This window comes from Pseudovibrio sp. WM33, from assembly GCF_001623165.1.
In the GTDB taxonomy this organism is placed as follows: Bacteria; Pseudomonadota; Alphaproteobacteria; order Rhizobiales; family Stappiaceae; genus Pseudovibrio.
Genome location: NZ_LMCK01000021.1, coordinates 56,712 through 72,631 on the forward strand (window position 1 = coordinate 56,712; position 15,920 = coordinate 72,631).

The 15,920-nt window shown below is 51.9% G+C and carries 16 protein-coding genes; 11 read left to right on the forward strand and 5 right to left on the reverse strand.

Annotated features, from left to right (window positions below):
• Positions 1 to 25: 25 nt before the first annotated feature.
• From PsWM33_RS05730 to PsWM33_RS05745, 4 genes are all read right to left on the reverse strand, one after another.
• On the reverse strand, positions 26 to 1,303 hold the full coding sequence (locus PsWM33_RS05730; RefSeq protein WP_208994413.1) for a carbohydrate porin: 1,278 nt from the start codon (positions 1,301 to 1,303) through the stop codon (positions 26 to 28).
• 267 nt (positions 1,304 to 1,570) lie between these two features.
• Positions 1,571 to 1,990, reverse strand: a complete 420-nt coding sequence (locus PsWM33_RS05735; RefSeq protein WP_063299519.1) for an acyl-CoA thioesterase — start codon at positions 1,988 to 1,990, stop codon at positions 1,571 to 1,573.
• A gap of 150 nt (positions 1,991 to 2,140) precedes the next feature.
• Positions 2,141 to 3,049, reverse strand: coding sequence for a DUF417 family protein (locus PsWM33_RS05740; RefSeq protein ID WP_063297544.1), 909 nt, complete (start codon positions 3,047 to 3,049; stop codon positions 2,141 to 2,143).
• 358 nt (positions 3,050 to 3,407) lie between these two features.
• Positions 3,408 to 3,845, reverse strand: a complete 438-nt coding sequence (locus PsWM33_RS05745; protein ID WP_057464446.1) for an outer membrane protein assembly factor BamE — start codon at positions 3,843 to 3,845, stop codon at positions 3,408 to 3,410.
• A gap of 127 nt (positions 3,846 to 3,972) precedes the next feature.
• Here PsWM33_RS05745 and PsWM33_RS05750 point away from each other — a divergent pair, with 127 nt between their 5' ends.
• From PsWM33_RS05750 to PsWM33_RS05775, 6 genes are all read left to right on the forward strand, one after another.
• A complete protein-coding gene (locus tag PsWM33_RS05750; protein ID WP_208994414.1) occupies positions 3,973 to 4,533 on the forward strand; it encodes a ubiquinol-cytochrome C chaperone family protein in 561 nt (186 codons plus the stop codon).
• On the forward strand, positions 4,526 to 5,098 hold the full coding sequence (locus tag PsWM33_RS05755; protein WP_063289201.1) for a DUF177 domain-containing protein: 573 nt from the start codon (positions 4,526 to 4,528) through the stop codon (positions 5,096 to 5,098). Before PsWM33_RS05750 ends, PsWM33_RS05755 begins: the two co-directional genes overlap by 8 nt.
• A 166-nt stretch (positions 5,099 to 5,264) precedes the next feature.
• Complete coding sequence (plsX, locus tag PsWM33_RS05760) at positions 5,265 to 6,314, forward strand: phosphate acyltransferase PlsX (protein WP_057464304.1); 1,050 nt, start codon at positions 5,265 to 5,267, stop codon at positions 6,312 to 6,314.
• Positions 6,315 to 6,324: 10 nt separating this feature from the next.
• A complete protein-coding gene (locus tag PsWM33_RS05765) occupies positions 6,325 to 7,302 on the forward strand; it encodes a beta-ketoacyl-ACP synthase III (protein WP_057464305.1) in 978 nt (325 codons plus the stop codon).
• 135 nt (positions 7,303 to 7,437) lie between these two features.
• A complete protein-coding gene (locus PsWM33_RS05770) occupies positions 7,438 to 7,749 on the forward strand; it encodes an integration host factor subunit alpha (protein WP_057464306.1) in 312 nt (103 codons plus the stop codon).
• Between the two features lie 41 nt (positions 7,750 to 7,790).
• Positions 7,791 to 8,504, forward strand: coding sequence for a MerR family transcriptional regulator (locus tag PsWM33_RS05775; RefSeq protein ID WP_057464307.1), 714 nt, complete (start codon positions 7,791 to 7,793; stop codon positions 8,502 to 8,504).
• Between the two features lie 102 nt (positions 8,505 to 8,606).
• On the opposite strand, the gene PsWM33_RS05780 is transcribed toward PsWM33_RS05775, so the two are convergent.
• Positions 8,607 to 9,035, reverse strand: coding sequence for an Lrp/AsnC family transcriptional regulator (locus PsWM33_RS05780; RefSeq protein ID WP_057464308.1), 429 nt, complete (start codon positions 9,033 to 9,035; stop codon positions 8,607 to 8,609).
• Positions 9,036 to 9,174: 139 nt separating this feature from the next.
• Here PsWM33_RS05780 and PsWM33_RS05785 point away from each other — a divergent pair, with 139 nt between their 5' ends.
• The 5 genes from PsWM33_RS05785 (at position 9,175) to PsWM33_RS05805 (ending at position 15,122) form a co-directional block, all read left to right on the forward strand.
• On the forward strand, positions 9,175 to 12,237 hold the full coding sequence (locus PsWM33_RS05785) for an aminotransferase class III-fold pyridoxal phosphate-dependent enzyme (RefSeq protein WP_063299520.1): 3,063 nt from the start codon (positions 9,175 to 9,177) through the stop codon (positions 12,235 to 12,237).
• 258 nt (positions 12,238 to 12,495) lie between these two features.
• On the forward strand, positions 12,496 to 12,801 hold the full coding sequence (locus tag PsWM33_RS05790) for a hypothetical protein (protein WP_063289197.1): 306 nt from the start codon (positions 12,496 to 12,498) through the stop codon (positions 12,799 to 12,801).
• Positions 12,802 to 12,914: 113 nt separating this feature from the next.
• On the forward strand, positions 12,915 to 13,685 hold the full coding sequence (locus PsWM33_RS05795) for a DUF2793 domain-containing protein (RefSeq protein ID WP_063299521.1): 771 nt from the start codon (positions 12,915 to 12,917) through the stop codon (positions 13,683 to 13,685).
• 92 nt (positions 13,686 to 13,777) lie between these two features.
• Positions 13,778 to 14,554 (forward strand): glycoside hydrolase family 108 protein, encoded by a 777-nt coding sequence (locus PsWM33_RS05800; protein WP_063299522.1) that lies wholly within the window; start codon positions 13,778 to 13,780, stop codon positions 14,552 to 14,554.
• 124 nt (positions 14,555 to 14,678) lie between these two features.
• Positions 14,679 to 15,122 (forward strand): hypothetical protein, encoded by a 444-nt coding sequence (locus tag PsWM33_RS05805; protein WP_063299523.1) that lies wholly within the window; start codon positions 14,679 to 14,681, stop codon positions 15,120 to 15,122.
• Positions 15,123 to 15,920 lie beyond the last annotated feature (798 nt).

Genomic DNA, 15,920 nt, shown 5'->3' on the forward strand with positions numbered 1-15,920 from the left:
CTAGTGTTGGGGGCTTTAGCGGAAGTTAGAATTTCACTGAGAATTCGGTGCCAAAGACCCAGGCGTCCGGGATGTCGTCGTTTCCGGCGGGATTGACCACGTATTGAAAGTCCAAAGTGAGATAGGACCAATCTGCGAACTGGTAGCGGTGGGTGGCCTCGAAGACGAGTTCATAAGACTGGCCTTGTAGGTGATCGCTGTAAAAGCCAAGGATGAAGGCTCCTGCTGTGACGTCATTGTCTCTGTTGGGGAGCAGGCCTTGATAGAATAAACCGCCGCTAACACCGAAGGGCTGGGTGTTGATGGCTTGTTGTGGTGCGATTGTAACAAGGCCCCAGAGGCTCAGGCCTTGCAGGTCCTTTTCCTGATAGATCATCTGCCGTGCGATGGCATAGGCGCCCCAGTTGCCCTCACGGGTTTCAGTGGTGCTGCCTAGTACGTCAACTCTACTGGTGTTGTAGAAGGCGCCGATTTGATAATGGCCGGGGAGATACTTACTTGTGTCATCTTTCCCTGGATTTACACCAAGCTGACCAACCATCAACACGCTGCCTTTGGGCGCAAAGCGGAAATTGAAGCCGTTTTCGGCGTTGTTCAGGTCATCCACGGACGCGTCATAGACGCCGAGGCTGACGTATTGATTGCCGGGGAAGGTATAGTTGCCTGCCAGACCCCATATGTTGAAGGGGTAGGTGGTGAAAGTGGGCTGGTTGATGAGCAGTTGACCAGGGGTGCTGTTGAGGGCTCCGTTGAGGTAGTACGCGAAGGTATCGTCTCTTGCGAAGATGTCGCCTACAGCGAGGCGACCGGCGGAGAGGTACAGCTGATCATTGAGCAGGTTTTGCTCCAGACTGAAGTTGGCGATGGCGAGGATGTCGCTTGAGAAAATCTGGGTGACGCCAAAGTCGTTGCCAATGACCTCCTGTGACAGGCCCTGTCCCAGACCTTGATACATGATGTAGTGCAGGCTGCTGCCTTTGATGCCGAAGATCTTCTCAAAGTCCAGCATGGCCATGCCTTCCAGCCGCGCGCCATAAGTTGCGCTCTGGTTCAGGCCACCAACGGGATTTGCGGCAACGTCCTGGGTGTAGAGCACACCTAGATCAAGACCCTCGTCAGAAAGGTTGGTGCGGATACCGCCCCAGTCGCGTGTTTCGTTGTGCCATTGCGCCCAGGCTAATGGCCAGTTGCCCACTTGCGCGCGAAGTTCCGTGCTGGATGTCAGCGCTATGCCGACAACCGCTAGAAACTGTAGAACTGGCGATATGCGTTTTTTTATCGCAGGTACCTTAAACGCTCGCAAAAGCTGGTTCCCCTAGACTGACTCAGGCAAACAGAGAAACTCAGGATTATGCAGCGCGCACTCTTGTTTACGCCGCATGCTCCAACACTTTGATGGAACCCATCCTTTTGCGAAAAACGCCCGCACTCATTCAAGAATTTGCCCGCATCAATCTGGTATGCAGCAGTGCTGCATGTCCTACTCAGATTCACTTACAGGATTACTATAGTCTGTTGTTCTTGCGGCGGCTCCTATCTGAAACCTGCTAAGTAATTTTGAGGTACCTGATCAGGCTGCTGGCTCTGGCAGCAGGGCCTCATAGCGTTCTCTTGCATGCGCGGGGAAAGGGCAGGATTTTCGAGCATCGCGATCCATATGGACGCCGACGGCCTGCATGGTGGCAACGGGTGTGTCCGTGATTGAGTCAAACATAGTGTGTCTGAAGAGGATGGTCTTGTTGCGCATTTCTTTAATTTCAGAGCGTACGACAAGTAGGTCGCCTGCGGAGACCTCCGCCAGATACTTATATGTGATCTCCAGTGCAGCCATGCCTTTGTTGCTCTCGCGGATATAGGCTGGGGTGATGCCAATGTGGGCGAGCATGTGCCATGTCGCTTCATCAAATTTGGAGGTGTACCAGGCCACATTCATATGGCCCATGTGATCTTCCTGCTGCGGGTAAACAATCCCGCGATATGTCTCAAACATCTTTGTTTCCAATACAATCGCAATCCTGACCAGCCTATTGGGAAGAGTGCTGCAGGTCTTTACGACTGTTGGATACCTTCAGGTGAGCATGAAAAAACCGGTGCTCCTTATGGAACACCGGCTTTCCTATCATTGCTGTCTATGTGCTGCTTAGTAATTGCGCCAAAGGATGATTGCGGCGGCAAGCAGGAACTGGTCTTTCAGCACGAAAATGCCTGTACGGTTGAGGAGAGGGAAGAATGAATCCGCATCCCAGCCCGGTACGGAGAACATGAAGGTGAGGGTGCCCAGTGCTGTAGCAGCGATGCCGAGGACACCCAGACCGCCGAGGAAGCGATTGAATGGCAGGCAGAGCAGCAGCAGCAGGAAGACCCACTCAACGATACCGATGAAGTTGGAGGCGCCCTGAACATCCCAGACCTGATAGGTCCAGCTGAAGAGGATGTTCGACTGCATCAGGCGGACAATGCCTTGTGCCTCAAACTCATAAAACTTCATGGCGCCGATCCAGCCCATGACCAGTGCGATACCAGCGAAGCTTGCGAACACGGCCAGCTTTTTGAGAGAGCCTGCGGTCTGCTCCTTGCCAGCTGTGTGCATGTGATGCCCGAGGATGTACGCCGGGATTGCAAACATGGAGAGGTACTTCAGGAGGTTCTGACCGGAGCCGATAATCGGGAAACCTCCGAGAGCATCCATCCACACAGGGTTTGTGAACAGGTAAAGGAAGTTCAGGGCGAAGATCAGCATGGCCATCAGGCAGCCAAGAATTCCAAGGCGGCGATCTTTTAGGCCAAGCAGAACCAGAATGCCTGCCGGGACTTCAAAAAGAGCCATCAGAACGCCGGTGAGAGGCACGCCGAGTGCTTGAACCACTCCACTGAATATGGGGCTGTTGCCGAGCCAGAACTCGATTTGCTGATGTTCCGGACCTGTCAGCTTCAGCAGGCCAACCCAGATCAGGTAGGTTGCTGTGACAAGTGTGAGATAGATAAAAAGAGCGTGATCTGAGGGGCGCAGATCTGTAATTTTTTTGAGGGCAGTAGAGGAGTGCGTCATGATTTTACTTCGCGTTTGTCGTTAGAGCACGTCGCGTTTATTTGCATTCACGCATCGCGATCTAACATCCTTGGTGGAGCGAATTCTTGTCGTTTGATTGTTTCCAATCAAAAGGAACGCGCTCTAATGCCTTGAAGAAACCACGGAAGAAGACGGCCAGAATGCGTATAACTCCTCAATACAGGATCACATGTAGCAAACCTCCAATAACACCAGCGTGATTTTAAGTGTGAAGCTTAGGATTTGGCAGCATTCGCGATATGAATGGGATAGAGCAGCCTGGCCTGTTGGCTTTGAACGCAAAAAAAACGGCGCCTGAAAAACAGGCGCCGTTTTTTAAACTCGTGATGGGCGGGTCTTAGAGACCGATTGATGGATTTGCAGCTCCACGCAGGATCTGCGTCAGGAGACCATAATCAGCACCGCCGGTGCGTGTTTTTCTGCCGAGGTAATCAAAGACTTTTCCGTCTTCAATGCCGTAGTCAGCAACGGACTTCACATAACCATCTTTATCAAAGTAAACAGCGACAACACGTTGGTCGACGATTGACGGAGACCAGAATGCCACTGTTTCGCTCTTTTGCGAGATATAATAGTAAGCTTCACCGTCCAGATTAGATGTGGTGGACGGGCTACCAAGGAGAAGTTCTACCTGCTCACGGCTGGAACCGACTTGAACATCTTGAATTGAATCAGGTGAAACAACCTGGCCATGTGTCAGTGTCTGGGTGAAGCAGCCGGCAAGTGGCAGGCTCAAAAAAGCGAGGAACACAGTACGGCGTGCGAATGCAATCATTCCAAACATCCTGTTGGCTTGCAAATTGCAGCAAAATGCAGCAAGCAAGCGGTTTAGATTCAGACTTGTGCTTATGCCATCCTCGTGGCAGTCACACAAGTAACTCGACAAGCGCAAGAGAGGTGCCATGATCTTCGGTTTTTTCCGTCGACGTAAAGACACATCCGTCAGAACAACTTACGAGCGGATCGTCGCGCAGGCACGACTACCAGTGTTTTATCAGCACTATGGTATACCTGATACGAGCGAAGGTCGCTTCGAGATGATTGTTTTGCACGCTTTTTGTGTCTTTCACCGGTTAGGAGGCGAAGATAAGGCGTCCCGGAAATTTGCACAGGCTGTATTCGATTATTTTTTTCAGGATATGGACCAGAGCATGCGAGAGATCGGTATTGGCGACGAAGGTGTGCGTAAACGGGTTCGAATTATGGTCGAATCGTTTTACGGACGCACAGCCAGCTATATGCAGGCTCTGGAAAACAAGGACAATTCCGCTCTATTTGAGGCCTTTGTAAGAAACATTTATGGCGAGAGCGGTGAAGCTGTTGCGATAAGAGCGCTGGTTCATTACATGCATGAAGCGGTGGAAGGCCTTGCTGCTCTTCCAACCCATGAAATTCTTGCGGGCGACGTCAAATTTGTGGCTCCAAAGAACGAACTTATAAGGGAAAGCGCCAGCGATGGCTGAAACTGAATACCCGTGGGCCTATTTATTCGATGCGGTGCGTCTTGGTAAGAAAACCAAACAGCTAAAGCTTGTCCTCAATGAGAATGAGCGGACGCAGATCGCCAAGGCCTATGATTTGATAGAGCTGCCTGAGTTCGAAGCCGACCTTGAAGTGCGTCCGTGGCGCCGTGATGGACTGGCAGTGCGCGGTCACATTCGCGCCAAAGCTATTCAACAATGCGTTGTCACGCTTGACCGAGTTGAGTGCTTGGTGGACGAAGAATTCGACCGTACATTTTTGCCGGATCAAGATTCTCGGGGGCGTCGTCGAAGTGATGATGATACCTTGGAAGTAGATCTGGATATTGATGAGAGCGATCCGCCAGATTATTTCGAAGGCTCACAGGTGGATTTCGGAGCTGTTGTTTGTGAGCACTTTGCGTTGGGACTGGATCCATTTCCTCGGGCTAAAGGGGTTGAAATGGATGACAAATATGCTCCGGACCCAGAGGAAGAACTGAAACAGGATGAAGAGCAGAAGCCTTCTCCTTTTGCTGCACTAGAAGCCCTTAAAGGCAAAAAATAATCTTAGATTGCTGCAAAGGTTTTTTAGAGGTGGGTGTTGCGAGACGTTTATAATCGAGTATCTTCGCGACGCGCATTTCCACTGAACTTAGGGAAAATGCTCTTAACTATTCCGAGGTGTGCCGATACAAGGGCAGACTTTGTTGGGACAAGGCAAGAAATTGGAAATGTCTGAAAAAATACGTATTTCTCTTGATGCTATGGGGGGGGATTACGGTGTTGAGGTGGTGCTGCCTGGTGCTGATCAGGTGCTGCAACGCTGCCCGAATATCGAATTCCTACTTTTCGGTGACAGTAAAGTCATCGAGCCAATGCTCGAGGAATACCCTCGTCTGAAGCAGGCATCCGTTGTTCATCATACCGATGTGTCGATTGGCATGGACGAAAAACCGAGTCAGGCTTTGCGCAAGGGCCGCGGTAAATCTTCTATGTGGAATGCGATCGCTGCGGTTAAAAATTCTGAAGCAGATGTTGCTGTTTCCGCTGGTAATACGGGCGCGCTGATGGCGATGTCCAAGTTTTGCCTGCGTACCATGTCTGGCATCGAGCGTCCTGCGATTGCGGCAATGTGGCCGACACTTCGCGGTGAGTCCATTGTGCTTGATGTGGGTGCTACGATTGGCGCGGACGCGCAGCAGCTGATTGACTTTGCTATTTTGGGCGGCGCGATGTGTCGCTCCGTTCATGGCGTGAAACAGCCGACTGTTGGTCTCCTTAATATTGGTGTTGAAGAGGTGAAGGGTGTTGAGGAAGTGCGTACAGCAGGCAAAATGCTGCGCGAACTGTCTCCTCCAAACCTTGTTTACTCCGGCTTTGTCGAGGGTGATGACATTGGTAAAGGCACCGTTGATGTTGTTGTGACCGAAGGGTTTGCCGGCAATATTGCACTCAAAACAGCCGAGGGAACCGCAAAACAGTTTGCTGGCTACCTACGGGCTGCTATGAAACGTACGCTTATGGCGAAAATCGGTTACTTTTTTGCACGAGGTGCTTTCGAGCGGCTTCGGGCGAAAATGGATCCGCGTAAAGTCAATGGCGGGGTCTTTCTTGGGCTTAATGGGATTGTTATCAAAAGCCATGGCGGAACAGACGCTGAAGGTTTTGGTGCTGCCATTGAACTTGCCTATGATATGGCCAAGAATGAATTGATTAAAAAGATCTCCGAGGATCTGGCAAACTACCATCGTGGTCGTTTCTCAGAGGCTGAAGAAAACTGAAGGGTTTAAAGTGAAGGCACTTCGCTCTGTATTTTTGGGCTGTGGCAGCTATCTGCCTGAAAAAGCACTTACTAACCAGCAGCTTACCGAGATTGTTGACACTTCTGATGAGTGGATCGTTCAGCGTACCGGGATCAAGAACCGTCATATAGCGGCAGAAGGTGAGTTTACGTCTCACCTTGCAGTGAATGCTGCCAAGGCTGCGCTGGAAAATGCCGGTGTTGATGCGCAGGACATTGATCTGATCATTCTGGCAACCTCAACACCTGACAATACGTTCCCGGCAACGGCTGTTGCTGTGCAGGCCGAACTTGGTATCAACCACGGTTTTGCGTTCGACGTTCAGGCTGTTTGCTCTGGTTTTGTTTATGCGGTTACCACTGCCGACGCATACCTGCGCGGTGGTCTGGCTAAGCGTGCGCTTGTGATTGGCGCTGAAACATTCTCGCGCATTCTGGATTGGGAGGACCGTACGACCTGCGTTCTGTTTGGTGATGGCGCTGGCGCTGTTGTCATGGAAGCGCAGGAAGGCGAGGCTTCTGCTGAGACCAGCGGTGTGTTGACCTGTCATTTGCGTTCTGATGGACGTCACAAAGAAAAGCTCTTTGTGGACGGTGGTCCTTCCACCACGCAGACAGCTGGTCATCTGCGCATGCAGGGCCGTGAAGTGTTCAAACACGCGGTTGGCATGGTCACTGATGTGATTGAAGCTGCCTTTGATGCCACTGGCACAACTGCGGAAGATCTGGACTGGTTTGTGCCGCACCAGGCGAACCAGCGCATCATTGATGCTTCTGCTAAGAAACTTGGCATCGCTCCTGAAAAGGTAGTGAAAACAGTTTCCGAGCACGGCAACACTTCAGCTGCATCGATTCCTTTGGCGCTGGACAGCATTGTTAAAGCTGGCAAGGTCAAAAAGGGAGATCTGATCATGCTGGAAGCAATGGGCGGCGGCTTTACCTGGGGTTCCGTACTCCTTAAGTGGTAAAAAGCGGCAAAAAACCCCAGAGGGTTGCATTTCTTAGCAAATGAGCTGTTGACCCTGACGCCGGTTGGCCATACCGTAACTTGTTGAAAGCAAGCTTTATTCTTACGGATCATGGCTTTACCGGAGGAGGGTGGAATGGGTAGTCACACTGTAACCCGCGCTGATTTATGTGAAGCGGTTTACCAGAAAGTCGGCCTATCTCGGACTGAATCTGCCGAACTCGTTGAGCAGGTACTTGCAGAAATTTCTGCCAGCCTGGAAGGCGGCGAGTCTGTCAAATTGTCTAGCTTTGGCTCTTTTGTTGTTCGCTCGAAAGGTGAACGCATTGGCCGTAACCCAAAAACAGGTGAGGAAGTTCCGATCTCTCCACGCCGGGTTATGGTATTCAAGCCAAGCAATGTTCTTAAGCAGCGCATTAATGATGCTCTGGTTGAGGGCGCCAGCTAATTTGCTGCCCCGATAATAGTAAGGTTTAGAGGGTCTGCATCGTGGAGAAGAGCGCCGACGCGTTCCGAACAATTAGTGAAGTAGCGAGTGAACTGGATCTGCCGCAGCACGTTCTGCGGTTCTGGGAAACACGATTTACCCAGATCAGGCCTCTGAAAAGAGGCGGTGGACGGCGCTACTACAGACCTGACGACCTTGAGCTTTTGCGCGGTATCCGCCATTTGCTCTATGGGGAAGGCTATACGATTAAAGGCGTGCAACGTATTTTGCGAGAGCAAGGCGTGCGCGTCGTTATGGACGTTTGGAAAGAGGGTGGTGGCGTTGTTATCCCAACCTCGTCCAGCGCCAATACGCCTGTGGGCGTAGCACCTGATCCATCCCAAGTTTCTGAGGGTTCAGTGCGCAGTGCGGCGGAAGCTGCAGTTGCACAGGCTATCATGTCGTCTCCAGAAGAGATGTATGAGCCGCAGGAAGACTGGGTTGCTGAGCGGTCTGTTGAAGAGCAGGCGGTGCTTCCGCTTGAGAGCGAACCTGAGCCGCAGATGCCATTGCCGTCCGGTCTGTTGCCGGATGACGAGCCGGATCAGCATGGCAAAGGCGGGCATGGAGCGTTTGGCTTCATGGATCGCTTGATGGGCTCTGAAAAGGAAGAGGCAACAGGGTCTGCTGGACTTTCCAAGGACAATGTTGACCGGTTGCAATCCACGCTTTTTGAGCTGTTGGAGTGTAAGCGTATGCTGGATCAGGCGCGATAATCTGCAAAAATTGATAGGGTCTTGGGTTGGTGGAACGCTGACCTGAACGTTGGTTTAAGGGCGTCAGATCCTGCTTTATTGCAGCCGGCGCCCTTTGCTGTTTCAGGTGCGTTGAAGCTCATCCCGCAAAATGACTGTGGTTGTCAGATCCTTCACACCGTCAGTGGATGCGATGGCGTCTCTGACGTTGTTGAGCATCTCCATTGAGGAGGCAACGACTTCGACCACAAGGTCGAGCTCTCCACTTACCGAACTCACACGTTTAATCTCTGGAAACGCCGCCAGTATGTCGAGGATTTCACGCATTGGCGTGCGTGATAGGCGGATGAACAGGAAGGCGGAGATGTGCGTGGGATCGAGGCCACCGATGTCTGCCCTGTAGCCGCGAATTGTGCCGTTGTTCTCCAGCCGTGTGATGCGTTCGCTGGTGGCACTGCGAGACAGGTTTATGCGGGCTGCCAGTGTTTTGATCGGGATACGGGCTTCTTTGGAAAGGATCGCGATAATCTCGCGGTCGGTGGCGTCGAGCATTGAAGTTCCTCTGCGCGGACTATCAGGAAGAGTGCCGTTAAAATACTTATTAATCGCGACATAGTGGCGGTGCAACTGACATAAAGTCGGTGTTCTGAAATATCAGTGTGCGTTATATTTCGGGCAACTGGAGAGATTTATGACTGATATTAGCCATCCCGCCCCAAATTTTGACCGCGATACCATTGCAGCCCTTCTGCTGGAGCATTGGAACCTGAAAGGTGATTTGTCTCCATTGGAGAGTGAGCGCGACCAGAACCATCGCCTTGATGCGGAGGATGGCACGCGCTGGACGGTCAAGGTCGTCAATGCCAGTGAACCGGAAACTGAGACAGGCTTTCAGACAGCGATGTTGAAGCACCTTGCCGTGTCCTCGCTCGATTTGCCTATGCCGCGCCTGCGTCTGTCAAAGGACGGTGGTGCCACGCAAAGTGTTGTCGGACCAGATGGCGCTGCGCATGCCATGCGTGTGGTTTCCTGGGTTCCGGGTGTGCCGTTGGCTGAAACTCAGCGTGAGGATGGTGTTGTTGCCAGTTTGGGGACGCTGCTTGGCAAGATGGACAAAGCGCTGCGTGGTTTTGTGCATCCCGGTGCTTTGCGCAGCTTTGAATGGGATTTACGTGCGGCTGGCGATGCGCGCGCGCGTCTGAGTGCCATTGGTGATCCTGATCAGCGGCGCGTGGTTGAGTACTTCCTTGATCGGTTTGACCGGATTGTTGCTCCGCAGCTTGCCGGCTTGAGAGCTGCTGTCATTCACAATGATGCCAATGACTGGAATGTGCTGGTTGATCCAGAAGATCATTCCCGCGTCTGTGGTCTTATTGATTTTGGTGACAGCCTGCATACGCCCGTTATTGCAGAAGTTGCAATTGCGGCGGCCTATACGATTATGGAGGTGCCTGATCCGATTGGCGCCACTGCTGATCTGGCTGCTGCCTACCATGCTGAGTATCCGTTGGAAGAAGGGGAGGTTGATCTTCTCTTTGATCTGATTGCGATGCGGTTGGTGACAAGCGTGAGTTTGTCTGCTCTGCGGAAAGAGGAGACTGACGACAATCCATACCTTGCTGTCAGTGAAGCGCCAGCCTGGAACCTGCTTTACAAACTTTATGGCATGAAGCCATCGTTTGCGACTGCAAACCTGCGCAAGGCCTGTGGCTTTGATGCGGTGCCAGGTGCTTGGAAGGTGGCGGCGTTTTGTGCAAAAAACCGGAACTCATTTGCCCCGTTGTTTGCGCGTCATCCCAAGCTCATGTCCAAGGCGCTGGTGCCTTATGCTGATCCTGAGAATGAGATGACCGTAACGTCTCGTGACCGTCAGCCAGAAGCTGCACAGGAATGGTGGGAAGAGTACTGCGAGGTTCATGGCGTTGAACTTGGCATTGGGCCATGGGGTGAAAGCCGTAGTGTTTATTCCTCCGACTTCTTTGAGAGCCGTTTCATTGAGGGAGAGCGTCGCCGGAACCATCTGGGGTTTGATTTGTTCCTGCCGTCAGGAACCCGTGTCTGTGCGCCTATGGATGGCAAAGTGCGGTCTGTGGTGATTGAGACGGATCCACTTGGCTATGGCTGCATGATTGCTCTGGATCATGAAACGGATTGCGGTCAGCCGTTTGTGAGTCTTTGGGGGCACATGGCGCATGAGGCTGCGAGCCGACTGAGCGTGGGTGATGTGATCAAGGCTGGTGAGACAGTTGGGTATCTGGGTGCAGAAGATGAAAATGGTGGCTGGGCTCCCCATCTTCACCTGCAGCTATGTGCAGATGTTTCTTTGAGTGCCGAAGAAATCCTTGGTGTTGGTGAAGAGAAGTATCTTGATGTGTGGGCAGATTTATTCCCGTCCGCCATCGATTTTGCCGGGCTCCCGCAAGAAACACTGGGCAGTACTGGACGATCAGTCAGCGATATCGTTTCATCGCGCCGTCAAAATCTGTTGCCGAACCTTTCCATCTCCTACAGCAAACCAATCAAGTTTGTGCGTGGCGAGGGGGCTTACCTTATCGACCATCGCGGGCGGGCTTATCTGGACTGCTTTAACAATGTCTGCCATCTGGGTCATGCGCATCCAGATGTGGTTGAGGCCTTGTCTCATCAGGCGGGTTTGCTCAACACCAATACACGGTATTTGCACGACAACATTGTTGAGTACTCTGAACGCCTGACAGCGACACTGCCGGATGATCTGGCGGTTGCTTCGTTTGTGTGTACGGGCAGTGAGGCGAACAGCCTGATGCTTCGCATGGCAGAGGCGCATACCGGGCGTCGTGATGCAGTTGTTCTGGATTGGGCTTATCATGGCACAACACCTGAGCTGATTGCGCTGAGCCCTTACAAATACAAGCGCAACGGTGGCAAAGGGCGGCCTGATCATGTGTTTGAGGCAGCTATTCCGGACGCCTATCGTGCACCGGCTGACTGGGCACCTGAGGAGATTACTGCACGTTATGTGCAAAGTGTTGCTGAGCAGCTGGACCTGATGAAAAAACAAGGTCGTGCCCTAGCATTCTTCATTGCTGAATCAATTCCAAGTGTGGCTGGTCAGGTGTTCATGCCAGATGGCTATCTGGAGGAGGTCTACAAGCTGATCCGTGCGGAGGGTGGCCTGTGCGTTGCTGATGAAGTGCAGGTTGGGTTTGGCCGTATCGGATCGCATTGGTGGGCTTTTGAAACTCAAGGTGTGACGCCGGATGTTGTGACTATGGGCAAGCCGATTGGCAACGGTCATCCCATGGCCGCGCTTGTGACCACTCGTGAGGTTGCTGCCAGCTTCAACAATGGCATGGAATACTTCAACACCTTTGGCGGTAATCCGGTTTCGTGTGCAGTCGGGCTTTCTGTGCTGAACGTGATTGAGCGGGATGGATTGCGCGAGAATGCGCGTGTTGTTGGTGATTACATCCTTTCGGGCTTCCGAAAGATGATGGAAAAGTATGAGTTTATTGGCGATGTGCGCGGGATGGGACTATTCCTTGGCATCGAGTTGGTGAAAGACCGCCGTACCAAAGAACCAGCAACAGATATGGCGAAACGTATTGCCAACCGCGCAAAAGACCTTGGTATCCTGATGGGAACCGAGGGGCCTTATGACAATGTGTTGAAGATGCGACCACCGATGATTTTTTCTAAGGAAAATGCGGATTACCTGCTGAATGTCCTTGATCAGGCCATGAATGAGTCTGTTTCAGCTCTGGAAACCATGTAAACTATCAAAAAAGGGCCAAAGTCTGGCCTTTTTTACCTGAAGAATAGGCGGGGACAGGAAGTTGTCTCCGCTTTTTCTTTGTCCTGAGGGCTAACGGGATGAAGGTAAAGATGAGTTCAATTCATGTTCAAAATCCGGAGGCGTCGCTCTTGATCGCAACGTCCTGAGCGCTCCGGCTTGTTGTTTTGGGTTTGTTTTAGAACAGGTTGGCTTGCCATCCTTTAAAGAACAGGCCCCAGAGTTTGAAGGTGGGCGAACATGGTAACCATTGAAAGCAGTGCAAGCATTACGGCCTGGGGTGAGCGAACCTTTGGGCAAGTGGCTGACCTGAATGCGTTGATTGCGCGGGCAAAAGAAGAGCTTGCCGCTCTGCAGCTGGCTGTCGAAAGCGGCGAGAGTTCACGTGATGTCGCTGCGGATGCCGCGGAGATTGCGATCCTGCTGCATCGTCTTGTTGGTTTGCATGGCGCTGAGCTTTCATTTGCCGTTGACGAGAAAATGGCTCGCAACCGCACGCGCATCTGGTCACTGGCTGGTGATGGTACTGGTCGCCACGTTGCCTAAGCTTTTGATTGCTGCTGCGGGCTGATCTGCCTGCGGCTCTGATCTCAACTTATCCCCCTTGTTGCGCTGGATGGTACGCTTTTGCGTAGGCTAGGCGATCTATGGGGATCATGATGAGTGAGACGACATCGCATCTTAAACTGCCATTTCTGGCAGCTGCTCAAGCGCAAAAGCATGTCACGCACAACGAGGCTTTGGCACTTGTTGATCTGGTTGTGCAGCTTTGCGTTGTTTCCAACAGTGTGAGTGCACCACCTGCAGACCCCGCAGAAGGGGAGCGATACATCGTGCCTGCAGCTGCGACAGGTGCTTTTGCAGGGCAGGAGGGTAAGATCGCGGCCTTTGATGGCGGCCTCTGGCGATTTTTAGCTCCAGTTGAAGGTTGGGCGGCCTGGGTGCAAAGCCTTGGCGCGATGCAGGTTTTCTCAGGTGGTAAATGGACCGGGTTTTCTTCTGTCGCTGGACTGGGCGTTGATGATGTTACCGGCGGTGCGGCCTTTCAGCAGGAAAAGACTGTGCTGAGCGAGAGCGCTCATGGTGCGCAGAGCCAGTTTGTGACTGCAGATGAGTTGATCACCGTTTCTGGCGGTTTTACTGAAAGCTCTTTGGTTATTCCCTCCCGTGCAATCGTGTTTTGTGTGTCCACCCGCGTGGTTGAGGCTGTCACGGGTGCAAGCTCCTACGACTGCGGAATTGCTGGTGAGACTGGCAAGTTTGGGGGCTCTTTGGGGATTGCCGTTGGTTCTAATAATGCAGGCGTGATTGGACCGACTGCGTATTATGCGGACACGCCAGTCCGGATTACTGCGAATACTGGCAGCTTTACCGGAGGCAAGGTTCGATTGTCCTTACATTTCTTCCTGCCAGTGGTGCCGCAGACCTGAGCGATATCTTTGAATTTCATAGGCCGCATCTGCGGTCTTTTTTGTGTTTGCACGGGGGCTCTGGCTCCCGTTTTTTATTTGGGGAGTGAGAGATGCAGGATACCTTTCAACTGATTGTTTCGGACTTGCTTGAGAGTGAAGGAGGATTTGCCCATCGAAGCCGTAAGGCTGATCCGGGTGGTCCTACAAACTTTGGCATTACACAGAGGACCTTGAGTGCTTGGCGGGGGCAGTCTGTCAGCGTTCAGGAGGTGCGGTCTATGGAGCAGGCTGAGGCTGTCGATATCTTTCGGGCACATTATTGGGATGCTGTGAAGGGAGACAAAATGCCTTCGGGCTTGGATTATGCGCTTTTTGATTTTGCCGTGAACTCGGGGCCTGCGCGGGCGATCAAGACGCTTCAGAGTATTCTGGGCGTTGCTGTTGATGGTCTGGCTGGTGCTGAAACGTTTGGGGCACTCAAGACGCACAATCTCCGTGATCTGGTGGGTAAGCTTTCTGCTGAGCGCTTGCGTTTCATGAAGCGGCTTAAGAACTGGCCCTACAACAAAAATGGATGGATGCGCCGGGTGAGGGATGTTCAGCAACGGTCGCTTGAGTTGATCAAGTCGCCAGCGTCCGCGGTTCAAACACTGCGTGTCCGTGATGGCGTTGTGCCGGATGGGGCTGCCAAAGCACGGGGTGAAGAAACCTCTGCAATGAGCACCTGGTTGACGCCAGAGGGCGTGAGTAAGGCCGGGGTGCTGATTTCCGGCATATCCGGTATGCTTGCAGGTTCCGGGCCTTTGCAGTGGGCGTTCGCGTTTGCGCTTGTTGTTGCAGCAGGCATTGGTGGCTATCTGATGCTCCAGAAAGAGCGAATGGCATAGATTTGAGCGGCACTGCGACTGGGAGGGAGCTTACGCTGCGGTGCCGTAAAGCTCCCCAGTGATTTTGGAGCATCGGGCAATCTGTAATGGGAACTACCAATGACGTTCTGCTAAGGACGTTTTAGTGTTCTTGCAGGTTCTCTCATTACAACCGGGCACCAAAATTCTGAACTGCTGGAAAGGCATTGCAGGTTCCATGAAAAAACTTAGCTTCGTTTCTCTTCTTCTTGGTTTTACGGCTCTTACAAATGCGCATGCGGGTGAGCAGGTATTACTAGCTGGGGCGGAGCTGTGTTCGCGGAAGGCGCTGATGTATCTGGTAGCATGTATTATGGTGCTCAGGGTGCCCATGGCGGCTATTTATCGTTTAAAGATGGCAAGGCTAACGATTGTTATCGTCACGCCATTAGAGCTTCGGATGCAGGTATTGTCGATGCGGATGGTGCGGAAGCACAAAATGCAGGATATTGCGGTTTCAGGTCTTATGAGGCAAGTATTCTCTCAGCCGTTGGCGGTAATGCAAGCGGGTCTCTTAATGGTTTCATGGCCTACCACGGATCTACGTTAAACGCTCGGCAAGGAATAGCAGAGAACTGCGGAGATAGTTGTATTTTTGCAGAAGGAACGTCTAGGGTCGAGGCCCTAAACTTCAATGGATCGGGTGCAAAAATTGGTTTGTTTGCTTCTCAAGCATCTTCCATCAATGCAAATGAGGCAACTATAACGGGCTGCTCTGAATGGGGGGCGGTCGCAGAGCGACTGTCGTCTATAAACTTGGCTGAAGCACGGATGAGGCAAGGTATGAAAGATGCTCCTACCGACGCGGCAATTAACAGCGGGTCTACTATGTATGTAGTTTCCATGACTGGCGGAATTGGAAATTTTGGAACCGGCGCCCCAATATCAAAAAACCTTCTCAGTGTGCGGGGGGTAATATACGGCTGATGAGTATTCAGAACCTTCAGTAAAGTTTGTAACTGGAAAAAAGTGAATGCTCTACTAAGCTAAATTGGTAGTGCATTCACTTGTATCTTTGTGTTTACAGTAACTATTTCTTACACGACGAGTTATGGTACTTTCTGCATTGGCCTTTCGAGGTGCAAAGCGTAGTCAAGTGATCGTTCTATCTCATTTTTAGTAGTTTCGGCTAGCTGTTTGAGAATGTGCTTATAAACGCTTTTTTGCAGAGGTGCATGCCCCTTACCCCAATTGCGAAAGATAAACTTGATTCCACATAATTCTTGATCTGTAGTAGCATTTCCGCCAAGGGCAAGTATCAGTGGCAATGCATGGTCTCTTACATGGCTGTCAGTTGCATTTTGAATATAATAGCCATTAGGTGGTGCTGATCAGCCCCACTTGAGTG

Excerpts from the sequence above, each read along its gene's own strand:
- PsWM33_RS05795 (WP_063299521.1), top strand. The coding sequence starts at position 12,915 with ATGAGTGAGACGACATCGCATCTTAAACTGCCATTTCTGGCAGCTGCT.
- PsWM33_RS05735 (WP_063299519.1), bottom strand. The coding sequence starts at position 1,990 with ATGTTTGAGACATATCGCGGGATTGTTTACCCGCAGCAGGAAGATCAC.
- plsX (WP_057464304.1), top strand. The coding sequence starts at position 5,265 with ATGTCTGAAAAAATACGTATTTCTCTTGATGCTATGGGGGGGGATTAC.
- PsWM33_RS05790 (WP_063289197.1), top strand. The coding sequence starts at position 12,496 with ATGGTAACCATTGAAAGCAGTGCAAGCATTACGGCCTGGGGTGAGCGA.
- PsWM33_RS05740 (WP_063297544.1), bottom strand. The coding sequence starts at position 3,049 with ATGACGCACTCCTCTACTGCCCTCAAAAAAATTACAGATCTGCGCCCC.
- PsWM33_RS05785 (WP_063299520.1), top strand. The coding sequence starts at position 9,175 with ATGACTGATATTAGCCATCCCGCCCCAAATTTTGACCGCGATACCATT.
- PsWM33_RS05770 (WP_057464306.1), top strand. The coding sequence starts at position 7,438 with ATGGGTAGTCACACTGTAACCCGCGCTGATTTATGTGAAGCGGTTTAC.
- PsWM33_RS05755 (WP_063289201.1), top strand. The coding sequence starts at position 4,526 with ATGGCTGAAACTGAATACCCGTGGGCCTATTTATTCGATGCGGTGCGT.
- PsWM33_RS05750 (WP_208994414.1), top strand. The coding sequence starts at position 3,973 with ATGATCTTCGGTTTTTTCCGTCGACGTAAAGACACATCCGTCAGAACA.
- PsWM33_RS05745 (WP_057464446.1), bottom strand. The coding sequence starts at position 3,845 with ATGATTGCATTCGCACGCCGTACTGTGTTCCTCGCTTTTTTGAGCCTG.
- PsWM33_RS05780 (WP_057464308.1), bottom strand. The coding sequence starts at position 9,035 with ATGCTCGACGCCACCGACCGCGAGATTATCGCGATCCTTTCCAAAGAA.
- PsWM33_RS05800 (WP_063299522.1), top strand. The coding sequence starts at position 13,778 with ATGCAGGATACCTTTCAACTGATTGTTTCGGACTTGCTTGAGAGTGAA.